This window comes from Bradyrhizobium sp. P2_E8 (assembly GCF_056403875.1).
This window is the reverse complement of sequence record NZ_JBFUES010000060.1, coordinates 1-15218: the sequence shown is the minus strand read 5'-3', so window position 1 is coordinate 15218 and position 15218 is coordinate 1. Positions and strand designations below refer to the sequence as shown.

14 protein-coding genes are annotated in these 15218 nt (G+C 65.5%); 12 read left to right on the top strand and 2 right to left on the bottom strand.

Annotated elements, in window-relative coordinates; translation table 11 throughout:
• Positions 1–1470 (bottom strand): mannitol dehydrogenase family protein (locus AC1D00_RS05555; protein ID WP_477009964.1); only part of this gene is annotated, 1470 nt, incomplete at its 3' end.
• A gap of 145 nt (positions 1471–1615) precedes the next feature.
• Here AC1D00_RS05555 and AC1D00_RS05550 point away from each other — a divergent pair.
• The 6 genes from AC1D00_RS05550 (at position 1616) to uxuA (ending at position 7857) form a co-directional block, all read left to right on the top strand.
• Complete coding sequence (locus AC1D00_RS05550) at positions 1616–2461, top strand: FadR/GntR family transcriptional regulator (protein WP_477009963.1); 846 nt, start codon at positions 1616–1618, stop codon at positions 2459–2461.
• Positions 2462–2548: 87 nt separating this feature from the next.
• Positions 2549–3508 (top strand): sialic acid TRAP transporter substrate-binding protein SiaP, encoded by a 960-nt coding sequence (locus AC1D00_RS05545; RefSeq protein ID WP_177234284.1) that lies wholly within the window; start codon positions 2549–2551, stop codon positions 3506–3508.
• A 110-nt stretch (positions 3509–3618) separates the two neighbouring features.
• Positions 3619–4197, top strand: a complete 579-nt coding sequence (locus tag AC1D00_RS05540; RefSeq protein WP_135175716.1) for a TRAP transporter small permease — start codon at positions 3619–3621, stop codon at positions 4195–4197.
• A gap of 4 nt (positions 4198–4201) precedes the next feature.
• A complete protein-coding gene (locus AC1D00_RS05535; protein WP_027546146.1) occupies positions 4202–5608 on the top strand; it encodes a TRAP transporter large permease in 1407 nt (468 codons plus the stop codon).
• Positions 5605–6654, top strand: coding sequence for an L-idonate 5-dehydrogenase (locus AC1D00_RS05530; RefSeq protein ID WP_135175715.1), 1050 nt, complete (start codon positions 5605–5607; stop codon positions 6652–6654). Before AC1D00_RS05535 ends, AC1D00_RS05530 begins: the two co-directional genes overlap by 4 nt.
• Positions 6655–6669: 15 nt before the next feature.
• On the top strand, positions 6670–7857 hold the full coding sequence (gene uxuA, locus AC1D00_RS05525; protein WP_477009962.1) for a mannonate dehydratase: 1188 nt from the start codon (positions 6670–6672) through the stop codon (positions 7855–7857).
• 191 nt (positions 7858–8048) lie between these two features.
• Here uxuA and AC1D00_RS05520 read toward each other — a convergent pair whose 3' ends face one another.
• On the bottom strand, positions 8049–8987 hold the full coding sequence (locus tag AC1D00_RS05520) for a LysR family transcriptional regulator (protein WP_477009961.1): 939 nt from the start codon (positions 8985–8987) through the stop codon (positions 8049–8051).
• Positions 8988–9198: 211 nt separating this feature from the next.
• Between AC1D00_RS05520 and AC1D00_RS05515 the strand changes: the two genes are divergently transcribed.
• The 6 genes from AC1D00_RS05515 to AC1D00_RS05490 all read left to right on the top strand — a co-directional run bounded on the left by AC1D00_RS05515 (position 9199) and on the right by AC1D00_RS05490 (position 15115).
• The gene (locus AC1D00_RS05515; RefSeq protein ID WP_477009960.1) at positions 9199–10281 is read left to right on the top strand and encodes an ABC transporter ATP-binding protein; all 1083 of its coding nucleotides are present in this window, start codon (positions 9199–9201) and stop codon (positions 10279–10281) included.
• A gap of 36 nt (positions 10282–10317) precedes the next feature.
• On the top strand, positions 10318–11034 hold the full coding sequence (locus tag AC1D00_RS05510) for an HAD family hydrolase (protein ID WP_477009959.1): 717 nt from the start codon (positions 10318–10320) through the stop codon (positions 11032–11034).
• Between the two features lie 15 nt (positions 11035–11049).
• Complete coding sequence (locus tag AC1D00_RS05505) at positions 11050–12357, top strand: NAD(P)/FAD-dependent oxidoreductase (protein ID WP_477009958.1); 1308 nt, start codon at positions 11050–11052, stop codon at positions 12355–12357.
• A 28-nt stretch (positions 12358–12385) separates the two neighbouring features.
• Complete coding sequence (locus tag AC1D00_RS05500; protein WP_167770974.1) at positions 12386–13435, top strand: ABC transporter substrate-binding protein; 1050 nt, start codon at positions 12386–12388, stop codon at positions 13433–13435.
• Between the two features lie 85 nt (positions 13436–13520).
• The gene (locus AC1D00_RS05495; RefSeq protein WP_135175775.1) at positions 13521–14333 is read left to right on the top strand and encodes an ABC transporter permease; all 813 of its coding nucleotides are present in this window, start codon (positions 13521–13523) and stop codon (positions 14331–14333) included.
• The gene (locus AC1D00_RS05490; protein ID WP_477009957.1) at positions 14330–15115 is read left to right on the top strand and encodes an ABC transporter permease; all 786 of its coding nucleotides are present in this window, start codon (positions 14330–14332) and stop codon (positions 15113–15115) included. The genes AC1D00_RS05495 and AC1D00_RS05490 overlap by 4 nt, the downstream gene beginning before the upstream one ends.
• Positions 15116–15218 lie beyond the last annotated feature (103 nt).

Here is a 15218-nt window from a genome sequence, read left to right as displayed (position 1 = left end):
CGTCTCCACCGCCCGCCGCGCGCCATCCTTATAGAGACGGCCGAGCGCCGCGGTCACGGCCTCGCGCAGACGCGGCTCGGCACCCAGCGGCCCGAACACTTTCTCGACCCCGAGCAGTGCGGGGGCGAGCCGTTCGGCGACGGGGCCCGCCTCGCGCGCCAGCGCGGCGAACTCGGCGGCGAGCGGGTCGCGAACGTCGATGGCGCGGCCCTGCTCGTCGCGGGCGGTGACGTAGCGCATCCAGCCGGCGACCGCGAGCGCATGGGTCGCGATCGGCAGGTCCTTGAGCAGGCGATCCCGCATCGCGCCGAGCAGGCGCTGCGGCAGCTTTTGCGAGCCGTCCATCGCGATCTGCCAGGTGCGGTGATGCAGGGCCGGATTGGCAAAGCGCTTGAGCAGCGAGGCACGATAGGCGGCGAGATCAGTGCCAGCCGGCATCGTCAGCGTCACCGCGGCCTCTTCCATCACCTGCGCGGCGAGACGGGCGAAATGCGGATCCTGCATGGTGTCTGCGATGGTCTCGTAGCCGGCGAGATAGCCGAGATAGGCGAGCGCCGAATGGCTGGCGTTGAGCAGCCGCAGCTTCATCAGCTCGAACGGCTTGACGTCGGTGACGAGCTCGACGCCTGTGGCGGCAAGATCGGGCCGGCCCGCTGTGAAGCGGTCCTCGACCACCCATTGCGTGAAGGGCTCGGTCATCACAGGCCAGGCGTCGCGGAAGCCCAGCGCCGATGACACCGCATCGCGGTCGGCATCCGTCGTCTCCGGCACGATGCGGTCGACCATGGTCGAGGGAAAGGCCGCGGTATCCGCGATCCACTTGCCGAGATCCTTCGAGCGCAGCGCCGCGAACTGCGTCACGATCCGCTGCACGGTGTGGCCGTTGGCGGCGAGGTTGTCGCAGCACAGCACGGTGAAGGGCGCAAGCCCCTGCGCCCTGCGGCGCGCAAGTGCAGCCACGATGAAGCCGGGCGCCGAGCGCGGCGCATCAAAATTGTTCAGATCGTGCACGACGTCCGGGTGCCGCTCGTCGAGATCGCCGGTCTGCGGCGTGTGGCAATAGCCTTTCTCGGTGACGGTGAGCGAGACGATGCGAATGGCGGGATCGGCCATCCGCTCGATCAGCCGCGCCGGGTTCTCGCGTGCGACAACGCTGTCGAGCAGCGCGCCGATGACGCGGTGCTCGGTGCCTTCGGCGGCACGAACGGCAACGGTGTAGAGATGATCCTGCGGGGCGAGGGCGTCGCGCGTATCCGGGCTGCGCAGGCTCGCGCCGACGATGCCCCAGGATGCGGTCCCGCTGGCAAGGCAATCGTCGATGACGACGGCCTGATGCGCGCGATGAAAGGCCCCGAGGCCGAGATGCACGATGCCGGGCGTGACGCGCGAACGATCATAGGCCGGGCGGCGGATGCCAGGTGGCAGCCGGTCGAGATTGGCGCGGCCAAGGCGCGTCGAATTAAGGCGCATGGACGTCTCCCCTTTGCTTTGCCGCTGCTTGACATGGCGCCCGTCCTCGGTCAATGCTCCGGTCAATTGGTAAGACCAATTTTCCAAAAATTGGCGGGCCGCCGGGGGCGATGCTTCCCAGCGAGACCCTTTCGGGGAGGCCAGCGTGCCGCTGGAAGCTGTGGAGGCGAGACGGCTCTATCGCCAGGTCGCCGATCAATTGCGAAGCCTGATCGACAGCGGCGAGTACGCGGTCGGCAGCCGCTTGCCGACCGAGCGCGAGCTCGCCGAGCAGCTGAAAGTGTCGCGGCCGACGGTGCGCGAAGCCCTGATCGCGCTCGAGGTCGAAGGCCGCCTCCGTATCCGCGTCGGATCCGGCATCTATGTGATCGAGCCGGCGGCCGTTGCGGCGCCCGCAACCGCTTCCGTCATCGAGGGCCCGTTCGAGCTCTTGCGCGCCCGCGAATTCCTGGAAAGCGCGATCGCCGAGCAGGCCGCGCGCGTCGCCACCAAGGACGATCTCGCCCGCATCGACGCGTCCCTTCTCGCGATGGAGAATGTCGAGCATCCCGGCGAAGCCTCGATGGTCCACGACCGCGCGTTCCATGTCGCGATCGCCGGAAGTCTCGGCAATGCCGTTCTGGTGCGCGTGGTCGGCGAGCTGTTCGACCAGCGCCTCAATCCCTATTTCGCGCAGCTTGCGCATTATTTCGAGAACCCGGGCACGTGGCRCACCGCGCTCGACGAGCATCGTGCCGTGCGCGATGCGATCGCCGCGCACGATCCGGACGCCGCGCGCGAGGCGATGCGCAATCACCTGGCGCGCTCGCAGGCGCGCTTTGCGCAGAATTTCGGCGCCGTGGCCGCGTCAGGATCGTCCTCGGCACGATCTCCGGCAGCGCCGGCAAAACCAGAACGGGCGCCGAAGAAGCAGGCCGAAAGACAGGCCAAGAAGCAAGCCAAGAAACAAGCCAAGAAACAAGCCACGAGCGGCAGCGCGCGGCGGCGATGAGATTGGGCGGCCCGCATTCCTTGGAGGCGGGCGAACAAGAAGCAGACTTGAACGATGGAGGAAAAGTCAGTGTTGAAGAAGATGACGATGATGCTCGCGGTCTCGGCCGCGGCGATGTTTGCGACGACCCATGCCGGCATGGCGCAGACCAAGCTCAAATGGGCCCATGTCTACGAGACCTCAGAGCCGTTCCACACCGCTTCGGTCTGGGCCGCGCAGGAGATCGGCAAGCGCACCAACGGGCGTTATGCGGTCGACGTCTATCCGGCGTCCCAGCTCGGCAAGGAAGCCGACATCAACCAGGGCCTCTCGCTCGGCTCGGTCGACATCATCATCTCCGGCTCCAGCTTCGCGGCCAAGAGCTTCCCGCCGATCGGCGTGACCTACTATCCCTACACCTTCCGCGATGCCGATCATCTTCTGGCCTACACCAAGAGCGACATCTTCAAGGAACTCGCCAAGGGTTATGAGGACAAGAGCGGCCACCACATCGTCGCCGTGACCTATTACGGCGTGCGCCAGACCTCGTCGAACAAGCCGATCAAGAGCTGCGCCGACCTCAAGGGCCTGAAGATGCGCGTGCCCGACGTTCCTGCCTATCTCGCGATGCCGCGCGCCTGCGGCGCCAACACCGCGCCGATCGCGTTCGCCGAAGTCTATCTCGCGCTGCAGAACGGCACCGTCGAGGCACAGGAGAATCCGCTGACCACGATCGAGGCCAAGAAGTTCTACGAGGTGCAGAAGCACATCGTGCTGACCGGCCACATCGTCGACCACCTCAATACGGTGGTGGCGGGTGCGCTCTGGAAGAAGCTGAGCGACGAAGACAAGAAGATCTTCACCGACGTGGCGCAGGAGGCCGCCGCCAAGGCGACCGCGGAGATCAAGCAGAACGAGGCCAAGCTGGTCGCCTTCTTCAAGGAGAAGGGCTTGACCGTGACCGAGGTCGACAAGAACGAGTTCCGCGACACCGTGCTGAAGAACGTCGCGTTCGAGACGTTCGGCTATCGCAAGGCGGATTGGGAACGGATTCAGGCGGTCAAGTAATTCACGCCGTCATTCCGGGGCTCGCGAAGCGAGAACCGGAATCTCGAGGTTCCGGGCTCGACGCGGACGCGTCGCCCCGGAACGACGTTCAGGTCCCTAGGAGTAACCCCATGTCGACCGCCGAAATACACCGGCAGATCACCGCGGACGAGATCGCCCACACCTTCGAGGAGGAGGCGGCGCCGAAGGTCGATCTTGGCATCTACGCTTTCGAGGACTGGGTGGCGCTGGCGATCTTCTGGGTGATGGCGCTCGCCGTCTTCCTGCAGTTTTTCACCCGCTACGTCCTCAACGACAGCTATGCCTGGACCGAGGAGATCGCGACCTACTGCCTGATCGGCGTGGTCTTCATCGGCGCCTCGATGTGCGTAAGGCTGTCGCGGCACATCCAGGTCGATCTGATCTATCGCTATCTGCCGCATCTCGTGGCGCGCGCGCTGTCGACGGTCATCGACCTGATCCGGATCGCGTTCTTCGGCTACGCCATCAAGCTGGTCTGGGTCTACATCCAGATCATCGGCGACGAGTCCATGACCACGATCAATCTTCCCAAGGACTACGTCTACTACGCCGTGCTGGCCGGCTTCGTGCTGATGTTCGTGCGCTCGGTGCAGGTGGCGCTGCAACATTTGCGACAGGGCTATTCGATCCTCGAACGTCCCGGCGCCTACGACGGTTTTGAAGGGTAACGTCATGCTGCTGTTGCTTGGTGGTTTTCTCCTCCTGATGCTGCTCGGTGTGCCCGTGGCGATTGCCATGGCCGCGTCGTCGCTGCTCTACATCCTGGTCAGCGGCGTGACGCCCGACGTCACGCTGGCACAGCGCATGATCGCCGGCGTCGAGAGCTTTCCGCTCCTTGCGGTGCCGTTCTTCATCCTGGCCGGCAACCTCATGAACATCGCCGGCGTGACCGGCCGCATCTACAAGTTCGCGGTCGCGCTGGTCGGCTGGATGCGCGGCGGCCTCGGTCACGTCAACATCATCGGCTCGGTGATCTTCTCCGGCATGTCCGGCACCGCGATCGCGGACGCCGCCGGTCTCGGCACCATCGAGATCAAGGCGATGAAGGATCACGGCTACTCCACCGAGTTCTCGGTCGGCGTCACCGCGGCGTCCGCAACGCTCGGCCCGATCATCCCGCCGTCCCTGCCCTTCGTGATCTACGGCATGATGGCGAACGTCTCGATCGGCGCGCTGTTCCTCGGGGGCGTCATTCCCGGCATCGTCATGACGCTGCTGATGATGGCCACCGTCACCTACTTCGCGCACAAGAACAAATGGGGCAGCGATACGCCGTTCTCCTGGCCGCAGCTCGGTTCGGCCGGGCTCGAGATCGCCATCGTGCTCGCTTTCCCGCTCGCGATCTGGCTGATGGTGGTTGCCGGCATGTCGACCAACATGGCGGTGGTCATCGGGCTCGGCGCGCTGCTCGCGATCGACTGGTACTTCGACTTCTCCGCGGTGATGGCGCTGATGGCGCCGGTGATCCTGATCGGCGGCATGACGCTTGGCTGGTTCACGCCGACCGAGGCCGCGGTCGCCGCCGTGATCTGGTCGCTGTTCCTCGGGCTCGTGCGCTACCGCACCATGACGCTGAAGACGGTGGCGAAGGCGACTTTCGACACCATCGAGACCACGGCCTCGGTGCTGTTCATCGTGACAGCTGCGTCGATCTTCGCCTGGCTGCTGACGGTGTCGCAGGCAGCCCAGATGCTCTCGGACTGGATGCTCAGCATCACCCACAACAAATGGGTGTTCCTGGCGCTCGCCAACGTCCTCATCCTGTTCGTCGGCTGCTTCATCGACACCACGGCGGCGATCACCATTCTGGTGCCGATCCTGTTGCCGATCGTGCTCAAGCTCGGCATCGATCCGATCCATTTCGGCCTGATCATGACGCTGAACCTGATGATCGGCCTGCTGCATCCGCCGCTCGGCATGGTGCTGTTCGTGCTCGCCCGCGTGGCCAAGCTCTCGGTCGAGCGTACGACGGTGGCGATCCTGCCCTGGCTGGTGCCGCTGATGCTCGCGCTGATCGCGATCACCTACATCCCCGAACTGACCCTCTGGCTGCCTAAATACATGGGACTCTCCAAATGACCTCCACTGCTCTCGCCGCAACCCTGTTCGGCCCCGAAGATCTGCGCATGATCGAGCATCCGCTCGACAAGCTCGCATCAGGCATGGTGCGCATCCGCTTCGGCGCCGGCGGCATCTGCGGCTCGGACATGCATTACTTCCGCCACGCGCGGACCGGCGACTTCGTGGTGAAGTCGCCGCTGGTGCTTGGCCACGAGATCTCGGGCGAGGTCGTGGAGATCTCCGGTTCCGCCGCGAACCTCAAGGTCGGCGACCGCGTCGCCGTCAATCCGTCGCGCTGGTGCGGCCATTGCGTCGCCTGCCGCGAGGGCCGGCCGAACCTCTGCGAAAACATCTATTTCATGGGCTCGGCCTCGAAGACGCCGCACATGCAGGGTGGTTTCGCCAACTACTTCGACGCGATCCCCGCGCAATGCGTCAAGATTCCCGACCACGTCTCCTATCAGGCGGCAGCACTCGCCGAGCCGCTCGCGGTCTGCCTGCACGCGGTCGCGCGTGCCGGCAATATCGAGGGCAAGCGCGGCATCATCTTCGGCGCCGGCCCGATCGGGCTTCTGACCATGCTCGCTGCGCACCGTGCCGGCATGGCCGACGTCACGGTGGCCGATATCGCGCCGGCCCCGCTCGCCTTCGCGACCCGGCTCGGCGCTTCGCATGTCGAGAACGTCTCGGCCGGCGAGGAGGGTCTGAAGGCGCAGGCGGCGTCGCGCCCCTATGACGTCGCGTTCGAGGTCTCGGGCACGGCCGCGGGCCTTGCCAGCGCGATCGGCATCGTCAGGCGTGGCGGCGTTGTGGTGCAGATCGGCAATCTGCCGGGTGGCCAGATCCCGACGCCGTCGAACGCCGTGATGGCGAAGGAGATCGACCTGCGTGGCTCGTTCCGCTTCGGCTTCGAGTTCATGACGGCGGTGGAACTGATCGGCGCCGGCAGCGTCGACGTACTGTCGCTCGTCACCGCCGAGCGGCCGCTCTCGACCGCGCCCGATGCGCTGCGGCTGGCGCTCGACCGCTCGCAGAGCGTCAAGGTCGTGCTGACCGCGAACTGATCGGAGAGACTCACCATGCTAGAGGGATGGCGCTGGTACGGGCCGGATGATCCGGTCTCGCTCGACGATGTCAGGCAGGCCGGGGCGAGCGATATCGTCTCGGCGCTGCATCAGGTGCCGATCGGGGAGGCCTGGACACGCAAGGCGGTCGAGGAGCGCAAGAACTTCATCGAGAACGGTCAGCCCGGTCGCTCGCCGCTGACCTGGTCGGTGGTGGAATCGATTCCGATCCCCGACGATGTCAAGCGGCTCGGGGGCAAGGCGACGAAGTCGATCGAAGCGTGGATCGCGAGCCTGGAGGCGGTGGCCGCTTCCGGCATCAAGATCATCTGCTACAATTTCATGCCGGTGGTCGACTGGTGCCGTACCGATCTGGAATGGGAGCTGCCGAACGGCGCCCGCGCCATGCGCTTCGACCAGGACCGCTTTGCCGCGTTCGAGCTGCACATCCTGAAGCGGCCGGCCGCCGCGCAGGAATATTCACCGGAGCAGCAGGCGCGCGCCAAAACGCTGTTCGACCAGATGAGCCAGGCCGATATCGACTATCTCGTCATGGTCATCGCCAGCGCGCTGCCCGGCTCGACCACCGAGCCGATGACCATCCCGCAATTCCGCGACCGGCTGGAAACCTACCGCGATATCACGCCAAAGATCCTGCGGCAGCATCTCGCCGAATTCCTTGCGCGCGTGACGCCGGTGGCCGAGCAGCTCGGGGTGTCGCTGACGCTGCATCCGGACGATCCGCCACGCCCGCTGTTCGGCCTGCCGCGCATTGCCTCCAGCGCCGACGACTACCAGGCGCTGTTCGATGCCGTGCCGTCGAAGGCGAACGGCATCTGCCTGTGCACGGGCTCGCTCGGCGTGCGGCCTGAGAACAACCTGCCTGATATGGCCGAGCGCTTCGGCCCACGCATTGCATTTGCGCATCTGCGCGCGACCAAGCGCGAGGCCGACGGCCTGTCGTTCTACGAATCCGACCATCTAGATGGCGATGTCGACATGGTCGCGGTGCTGAAGGCGCTGCTGAAGGAGAACGCGCGGCGCGCACCCGACAAGAGAATCGTCTTCCGTCCCGATCACGGCCACCGCATGCTCGACGATCTCGCCGCCACCAAGCGCACCAATCCCGGCTATACCGCGATCGGCCGCCTGCGCGGCCTCGCCGAGCTCCGCGGCGCGATCAGGGCAATCGAGCATCGTTAGAGGTGTGGCGGGCGGTTTCCTCGTGGCCATCCTTCGAGACGCCCGCTTCGCGGGCTCCTCAGGATGAGGTCTTGTTTCGCGGCGAAATGTTAGACCCTCATGGTGAGGAGCGCCGCCTTACGGCGCGTCTCGAACCATGCAGGCCGAGCACTAGCAATGCGGTCCGAGCGTTAAGCGGTGTGGGCATCCCCTTAATAACACGCGTCCATCGCGCCCAGCTTCGGATAGAGCTTGTCGATCGCGGCGATCTCGCTTTTCATCTGCGCGATGATCCAGTCGCGGATTTCAGTGGCGATGGGGCGCATCGGCCGGTTGCGCGGCGGCAGGAATTCGCAGATGCGGCGCGTGGTGGTGAGCGTGTCGGAGGCCGGCACCAGCGCGCCGGTCAAGAGCCAGTGCGAGGCGACCGTCAGCCAGCCCAGCGCGATGCCCTGGCCGAGCAGCGCAGCCTGCATCACGACGGCATAGTCGGTGAAGCTCAGCGCCTTGGCCGCGCCGCGGCGCCCGGTGAGAAGCGATGCGTAATCCGCGGCCCAGTCGCCGGGCGTCTCGGCGAGGCGGATGATGGTGTTGCCCTCGGCGGGATCGGTCGCGCCGAGATAGGCGGGGCTGCACATCGGCAGCATCACTTCCTTCATCACCAGCGTGCCGCCGGATGACGGCTCGTCGCGGTCGCGGAAGCGCATCCCGAGATCGACATTCTCCACCGGCCCGCGCAGCGCGCCGGAGATCAGCTGGAAGCGCAGATCGACCTCAGGAAACTGCCGCTGCAGCTTGTCGATGCGCGGCATCAGCCAATGCGTGGTGAAGGCGGAGGAGACCGACAGCGTCACCGTCTCGGTGCCCTTGCGGCGCCGCTCGATCTCGACGAGGCCGCTCTCGATACTGCGAAAGCCTTCGAGCACGCGGCGATACAAAAGCTCGCCCTCCTCGGTGAGCACCGCGCGGCCAGCCGTGCGATCGAACAGGCGGACGCCGAGATGCTCCTCGAACTGTCCGAGCATGCGGCTCACTGCCGGTTGCGTGACGTTCAGTTCGGCGGCAGCAGCCGTGAAGCTGCCATTGCGCGCCGCTGCGTCGAAGACGAACAGGGCGTTACTGGAAGGCAGCATCCGGCGCAGCTCGGGCATAACGCCATGTTATGGGCGCGGTGAGAATTTGGCAATTGCTGAGTTTTGCCAAGTCTGGTGTCATTGGCATGACAGCCCAAAGACAGGGGCTACGAGCGAGGGATTGGTTGCAGTGCACTCTGCGATCATGAGTGCTCCAAATCCCTGTCTATAAAGCAGGCTTATGGCGTGCAGTGAGGCACGCCAGCCGAGGACATGGCGAGGTCGATCGTTGGACAAACGAGCGGAAAGCGTCGAGATCAGGTCCGCGAGCAAGGCTTACGGCGCGGTTCGCGCCCTCGACGACGTGTCCCTCAATGTCGGCGCCGGTGAGTTCGTCTCGCTGCTCGGCCCCTCCGGTTCCGGAAAGACCACGCTGCTCGGCATTTTGGGCGGCTTCATCCTGCCATCGTCGGGCACCATCCTGTTCGGCGGCCGCGACGTCACTTACATGCCACCGCACAAGCGCGACATCGGCGTCGTGTTCCAGAACTACGCGCTGTTCCCGCACATGAGGGTCGGCGAGAACGTCGCCTTCCCCTTGCGCGCGCGCCACCTGCCGAAGGCGAGCTGGCCCGACAAGGTGCGCGCCGCGCTGGCGATGGTCGGCCTTGCCGGCTACGAGGAACGCGGCATCGCGCAGCTCTCCGGCGGCCAGCGCCAGCGCGTGGCGCTCGCACGCGCGATGATCTTCGAGCCGCGGCTGATCCTGATGGACGAGCCGCTCTCCGCGCTCGACAAGCAGCTCCGCGAATCCATGCAGATCGAGTTGCGTGCGCTGCACCGGCGCATCGGCGCCACCATCATCTACGTCACCCACGACCAGCGCGAGGCGCTGACCATGAGCGACCGCGTCGCCGTGATGAAGGACGGCCGGCTGATCCAGATCGACGAGCCGGCGCGCCTGCACGACCATCCCGCCGATTCCTTCGTCGCAAGCTTCATCGGCGAGGCGACGATGTTGCCGGTCCGCCGCGTCGATGCCTCCAGTGTCGCGCTCGGCAACGCCCTGTTGCGTAGTGCCCGCGCCATTCCCGACGGCGATGCCCTGATGCTGGCCGTGCACAGCGAGAAGCTGCTGATCGACGACGGCGCGCAGGATGCCGCCTGCAACCGACTCAGCGGCACCGTCACCGACATCGTCTACCAGGGCGAAAGCCTGCGCATTTTCCTGGCGCTCGAAGGCGGCATCGCGCTCAGCCTGCGCCAGCCGAGCTACCACCAGGCCTACAGCCGCATCCCGCCGCTCGGCGGCAGCCTCACCGTCACCCTCCACCCCGAGGACACCATCGTCGTGCCCAGGGTGGGGGACTGAACTTAAGCCCAGTCCAACCCGAGAGAAGAGACCAAAATGTCGTCCCAAGCCGCGTTCAGCAATTTCAAGGTCCTCACCTTCGACGTCGTCGGCACCTTGATCGATTTCGAGACCGGCGTGCTCTCCGCGGTGCGCAAGATCTCGGGCAAGTCGCCAGCCGAGCTCAGCGACGAGCAGATCTTCGAACCCTACAAGCGCGGCCGCGACAAGCACTATGAGCGCTCCAGCGAGGCGATGTTCCACGTCTACCGCCATCTCGCCAAGGAGCTCGGATTGCCTTCCGACGAAGCGTCCTGCGACGTCTTCCAGCTCTCGGTGCTGCGCTGGGGCCCGTTCGCGGATTCGGTCGAGGCCTTGAGGCGCCTGCGCACGAAATTCCGTCTGGTTGCGATGACCAATGCGGACCGCGTCGCGCTCTCGTGTTACGCGCACGCGCTCGGCAATCCCTTCGACGACACCGTCTGCGCCGACGACACCGGCGTTGCCAAGCCGAACCCGGAATTCTTCGCCTACAACAAGGGCCGCCAGTCGGCCTTCGGCTACAAGCAGTCCGACATCCTCCACGTCGCGCAGAGCCAGTACCACGACATCGGGATCGCGCGGAAGCTCGGCTACAAGGTGTGCTGGATCGAGCGCCGCCAGGGCATCGCCGGTTTCGGTGGCACGCCGGCGGTGGAGACGCTGACCAAGCCGGACTTCCATTTCCCGACGCTGAAGGCGCTCGCCGACGCCGCCATTGGGCCTGCGGCGTAACGCATGAGTGGCAGCATGACACGGAACTGGAGCGCGCTGCCATCGGCCAATTCGCTGTGGGAAGCCACGGCGGAACCGGCGCGCGAATTTCCGGTCCTGTCGGGCGAGCAGCAGGCGGACGTGGTGATCATCGGTGCGGGCTACACGGGCCTGTCCGCAGCGCACCACATCGCCAAAAGCGGGCTTGCCCCTGTCGTGCTCGAGGCCAACCGCCCCGGCTGGGGCGCGAGCGGGCGCAATGGCGGGGTGATCACGGCAAAGTTCCGCCTGTCGTTTCGCGAAATCGACGCCGTGCACGGCCGCGCCATGGCGCGGCGCATGTACGAGATCGCGCATGAATCCACCGACATCGTCGAGGAGCTGGTGTCCGAGTTCGGCATCACCAGCGCCGCGTTGACGCGCGCAGGCCAGGTCAAGGCCGCGCACAACGAGACGACCTTGAGGGCCGCGATCGACGAAGCCAATTGGATGACGCGCGAGATGGGCGATGTGGAGGTCCGCATCCTCGACAAGCGCGGGGTGCGCGAGGAGACCGGCTCGGACATCTTCGTCGGCGGCGTGCTCAATCCCGGCTCGGGCGGCATTCATCCGCTGAACTATCTGCGCGGCCTCGCCGACGGCGTGGCGCGCCGCGGTGTCTCCATTTTCCAGGAATCGCCGGTGCTCAAGCTGAGGCGAGAGCAGGGCGGCATCGTCGCGGAGACGCCGAATGGCGCCGTGCGCGCGAAGCAGGTCATCATCGCGACCAACAGCTATTCCGATCTCACCAGCGCCACCGCGCAGATGCAGCGCACGCTGATCCCGTTCCGCAGCGCCATGGTCGCAACGGAAAAACTGCCGCGCAATCTCGCCGGAAAGCTGATGCCGACCGGGCGCACCTATACCGAGACCAAGCGCATGATGCGCTGGTTCCGCATGGTCGACAACCGCGTCATTTTTGGCGGCCGCGGCGCGTTCGGCAAAGAGGACTCTGAAGCCGCGTTCGACGCCTTGCGCAAGGCGATGGTCGGCATCTTCCCTGATCTCACTGAGGTGCCGCTCGCCTACAAATGGTCGGGCCTCGTCGCCATGACGCTGGACTCGGTGCCGCATATCGGCCGGCTCGACGACCGCACGCTGTTCTCGATGGGCTACAACGGCGCCGGCGTTGCGATGTCGAGCCTGATGGGGCGCTATCTCGCCGCCTTCGTGCGCGGTGAGACGCCGGACGTCGGCCTGCTCGACGCGCGGCGGATGAAGGCAATTCCATTCTATCCGCTGCGCGAGCCCGCCGTGCGCATGGTCGCCGGCTGGTACCAGTTTCTCGATGCGATCGGTCAATGAGATCACTTTGGCGATGGAGGAGGCGAGGATGACGACGAAACAGAATTCTGCATTGGGCTACGCCCTGTTGGGCGCGATCGCGTTTGGCGGCACGGCGGCGAGCGCGGCCGAGCAGATCACCTTCGTCTCGCAAGGCGGCGCCTATCAGCAGGCGCAGACGGTGGCGATCCTCGATCCCTCCGCCAAGAAGCTCGGCATCACCATCAACCAGGACTCCATTCCCGATGCCTGGCCCGCGATCAAGACCCAGGTCGGCAGCGGCAAGCCGATCTGGGATGTCGTCGACACCCCGACGGGCTATTGCCTGCGCGGCGGCGAGCAGGGGCTGATCGAAAAGCTCGACTTCTCGAAGATCCCGAACGCCGCGGCGATGCCGGAGGCTTATCGCAGTCCCTATTCGGTGTCCTACGAGTTCTATTCCAGCGTGCTCGCCTACAGCCAGAAGACGTTCCCGAAGGACGCGCCGAACAGCTGGATCGATTTCTGGGACGTCAAGAAATTCCCCGGCCGCCGCGCGCTGCGCAATCACCCCATCGCCACGCTGGAAGCCGCGCTGATGGCCGACGGCGTCGCTCCCGACAAGCTCTATCCGCTCGACGTCGACCGCGCCTTCAAGAAGCTGGAGGAGATCAAGCCGCACATCACGGTGTGGTGGACGTCGGGCGCGCAGTCGGCGCAGCTTCTCAATGACGGCGAAGTCGACATGGAGATGGCCTGGAACGGCCGCGTCAGCGCGGTGGCCAAGGAGGGCGCCAAGGTGTCCTTTACCTACAACCAGGGCATCCTTCAGAGCACCTCGCTCTGCATCCTCAAGGGGGCGCCGAATCTCGAGACGGCGGTGAAATTCCTCAACGAGGCCGTCGATCCCGTGCACCAGGCCAATCTGCCGCTGCACATCGACTACGGCCCGGGCAATCCCAAGGCGTTCGAGACCAACGTGATCAAGGCCGAGCGCGCGGCGCAATTGCCGAGCGAGCCCGCCAACGCGGCCAAGCAGGCGCTGATGTCCTACGCCTGGTGGTCGTCGCCGGCCGGCGAGGCGGCCGAGAAGCGCTGGGCATCGTTCATGCAGAAGTAGGCGTAGAGCTAAGCGAAGCGAGGCAGCGTTGACGATAACAGTGCCAGATCCCTCCCAAAAGCATCAGCGCCGCGAGCACGGCCTGATGCTGGCATTGGTATCGCCGGCGCTGCTGGTGATCCTGGCTCTGATCGTGCTGCCGGTCGGCTGGCTGGCCTGGCAGTCGATCTACCATGACGGCTTCACGCTGGAGAACTATCGCCGCGTCTTCACCGAAGACATCTACTGGCGCAGCTTTGCGCTGACCTTCGAGATCAGCCTCGCGGTCACCGGAATCGCGCTGCTGCTCGGCTATCCCGTGGCGTACCTCGCCAACTCTGTGCCGAAAGGGTGGAGCATCCTCATCCTTTCGCTGGTCGTGCTGCCGTTCTGGACCAGCGTGCTGGTCCGCGCCTATGCGTGGCTGGCGCTGCTCCAGCGCACCGGCGTGATCAACCAGCTCTTGCGTTACCTCGATGTGATCTCCGAGCCGCTCGCGCTGGTGCACAACACCTTCGGCACGGTGGTGGCGACCGTGCACATCCTGCTGCCGTTCATGGTGCTGCCGCTCTATGCCACCATGCAGAAGATTCCCGGCGATCTGATGCAGGCCGGCGCCAGCCTGGGGGCCAGCCCGTCGCTGACCTTCGTCCGCGTCTTCCTGCCGCTGTCGCTGCCGGGCGTGCTCGCGGGCTGCACCATGGTGTTCGTGCTCTGCCTCGGCTTCTACATCACGCCGGAATTGCTTGGCGGCGGCCGCACCGTAATGGTGTCGATGCTGGTGAGCCGCAATGTCGAGCTCTACAACCAGTTCGGCGCGGCGAGCGCCGTCGCCGTGGTGCTGCTCGTCAGCGTGCTCCTGATCTTCCTCGTCGTCAGCCGCTTCATCTCGCTCGATCGCATATTGGGGCAGAAATGACGCGATTGTCCCCCGCACGGATGGCCCTCTACGTGATCAGCGCGCTGGTGCTGGTCTATCTGATCCTGCCGGTGCTGATCATCGCGCCGATCTCCTTCTCCAGCGCGCGCTTTTTGACCTTCCCGCCGCCGTCCTTCTCGCTGCGCTGGTATCAGCAATATTTCGCCAACCCGGCCTGGATGCAGGCGACGCGGGTAACGCTGACGGTCGCATTTTTCACCGTGGTCATCGCAACGCCGCTCGGGGTTGCCGCCGCCTATGCCATCAGCCAGTCGAAGCTGCGCATCATGCGCATCATCCACATGGCGCTGCTGCTGCCGCTGGTGGTGCCGATCATCATCACCGCCGTCGGCATATTCTTCGTCTATGCCAAGGTCGGCCTGGTCGCGACCTTGCCGGGCCTCGTGCTGGCGAACGTGATGCTGGGCCTGCCCTACGTCGTCATCTCTGTGCTCGCGGGGCTCCAAAGCTTCGATCCGGCGCAGGAGATGGTGGCGCGCAGCCTCGGCATGAACCGCCTGCGCAGCTTCTTCGCGGTGACGCTGCCGCAGATCAAGTCCAGCGTGGTCGCCGGCGGCATCTTCGCCTTCATCTCGGCGATGGACGAGACCATCGTCGCGCTGTTCATCTCCGGCGGCCAATACCAGCCGCTGACCAAGCGCATGTTCACMGCGCTCCGCGACGAGATCGACCCGACGATTGCCGCGATCTCGACGCTGATGACGGCGGCCTCCTTCATGCTGGTGCTGCTGGCGAGCACGCGGCAGAAGCGGAGTGGGTGAGGGGGCTGCTTCTCCGCTCTCGGTGTCATCACCCGCGAAGGCGGGTGATCCAGTATTCCAGAGACGTAGTGATCCTCGATAGGCTGCGGCGTACTGGATGCCC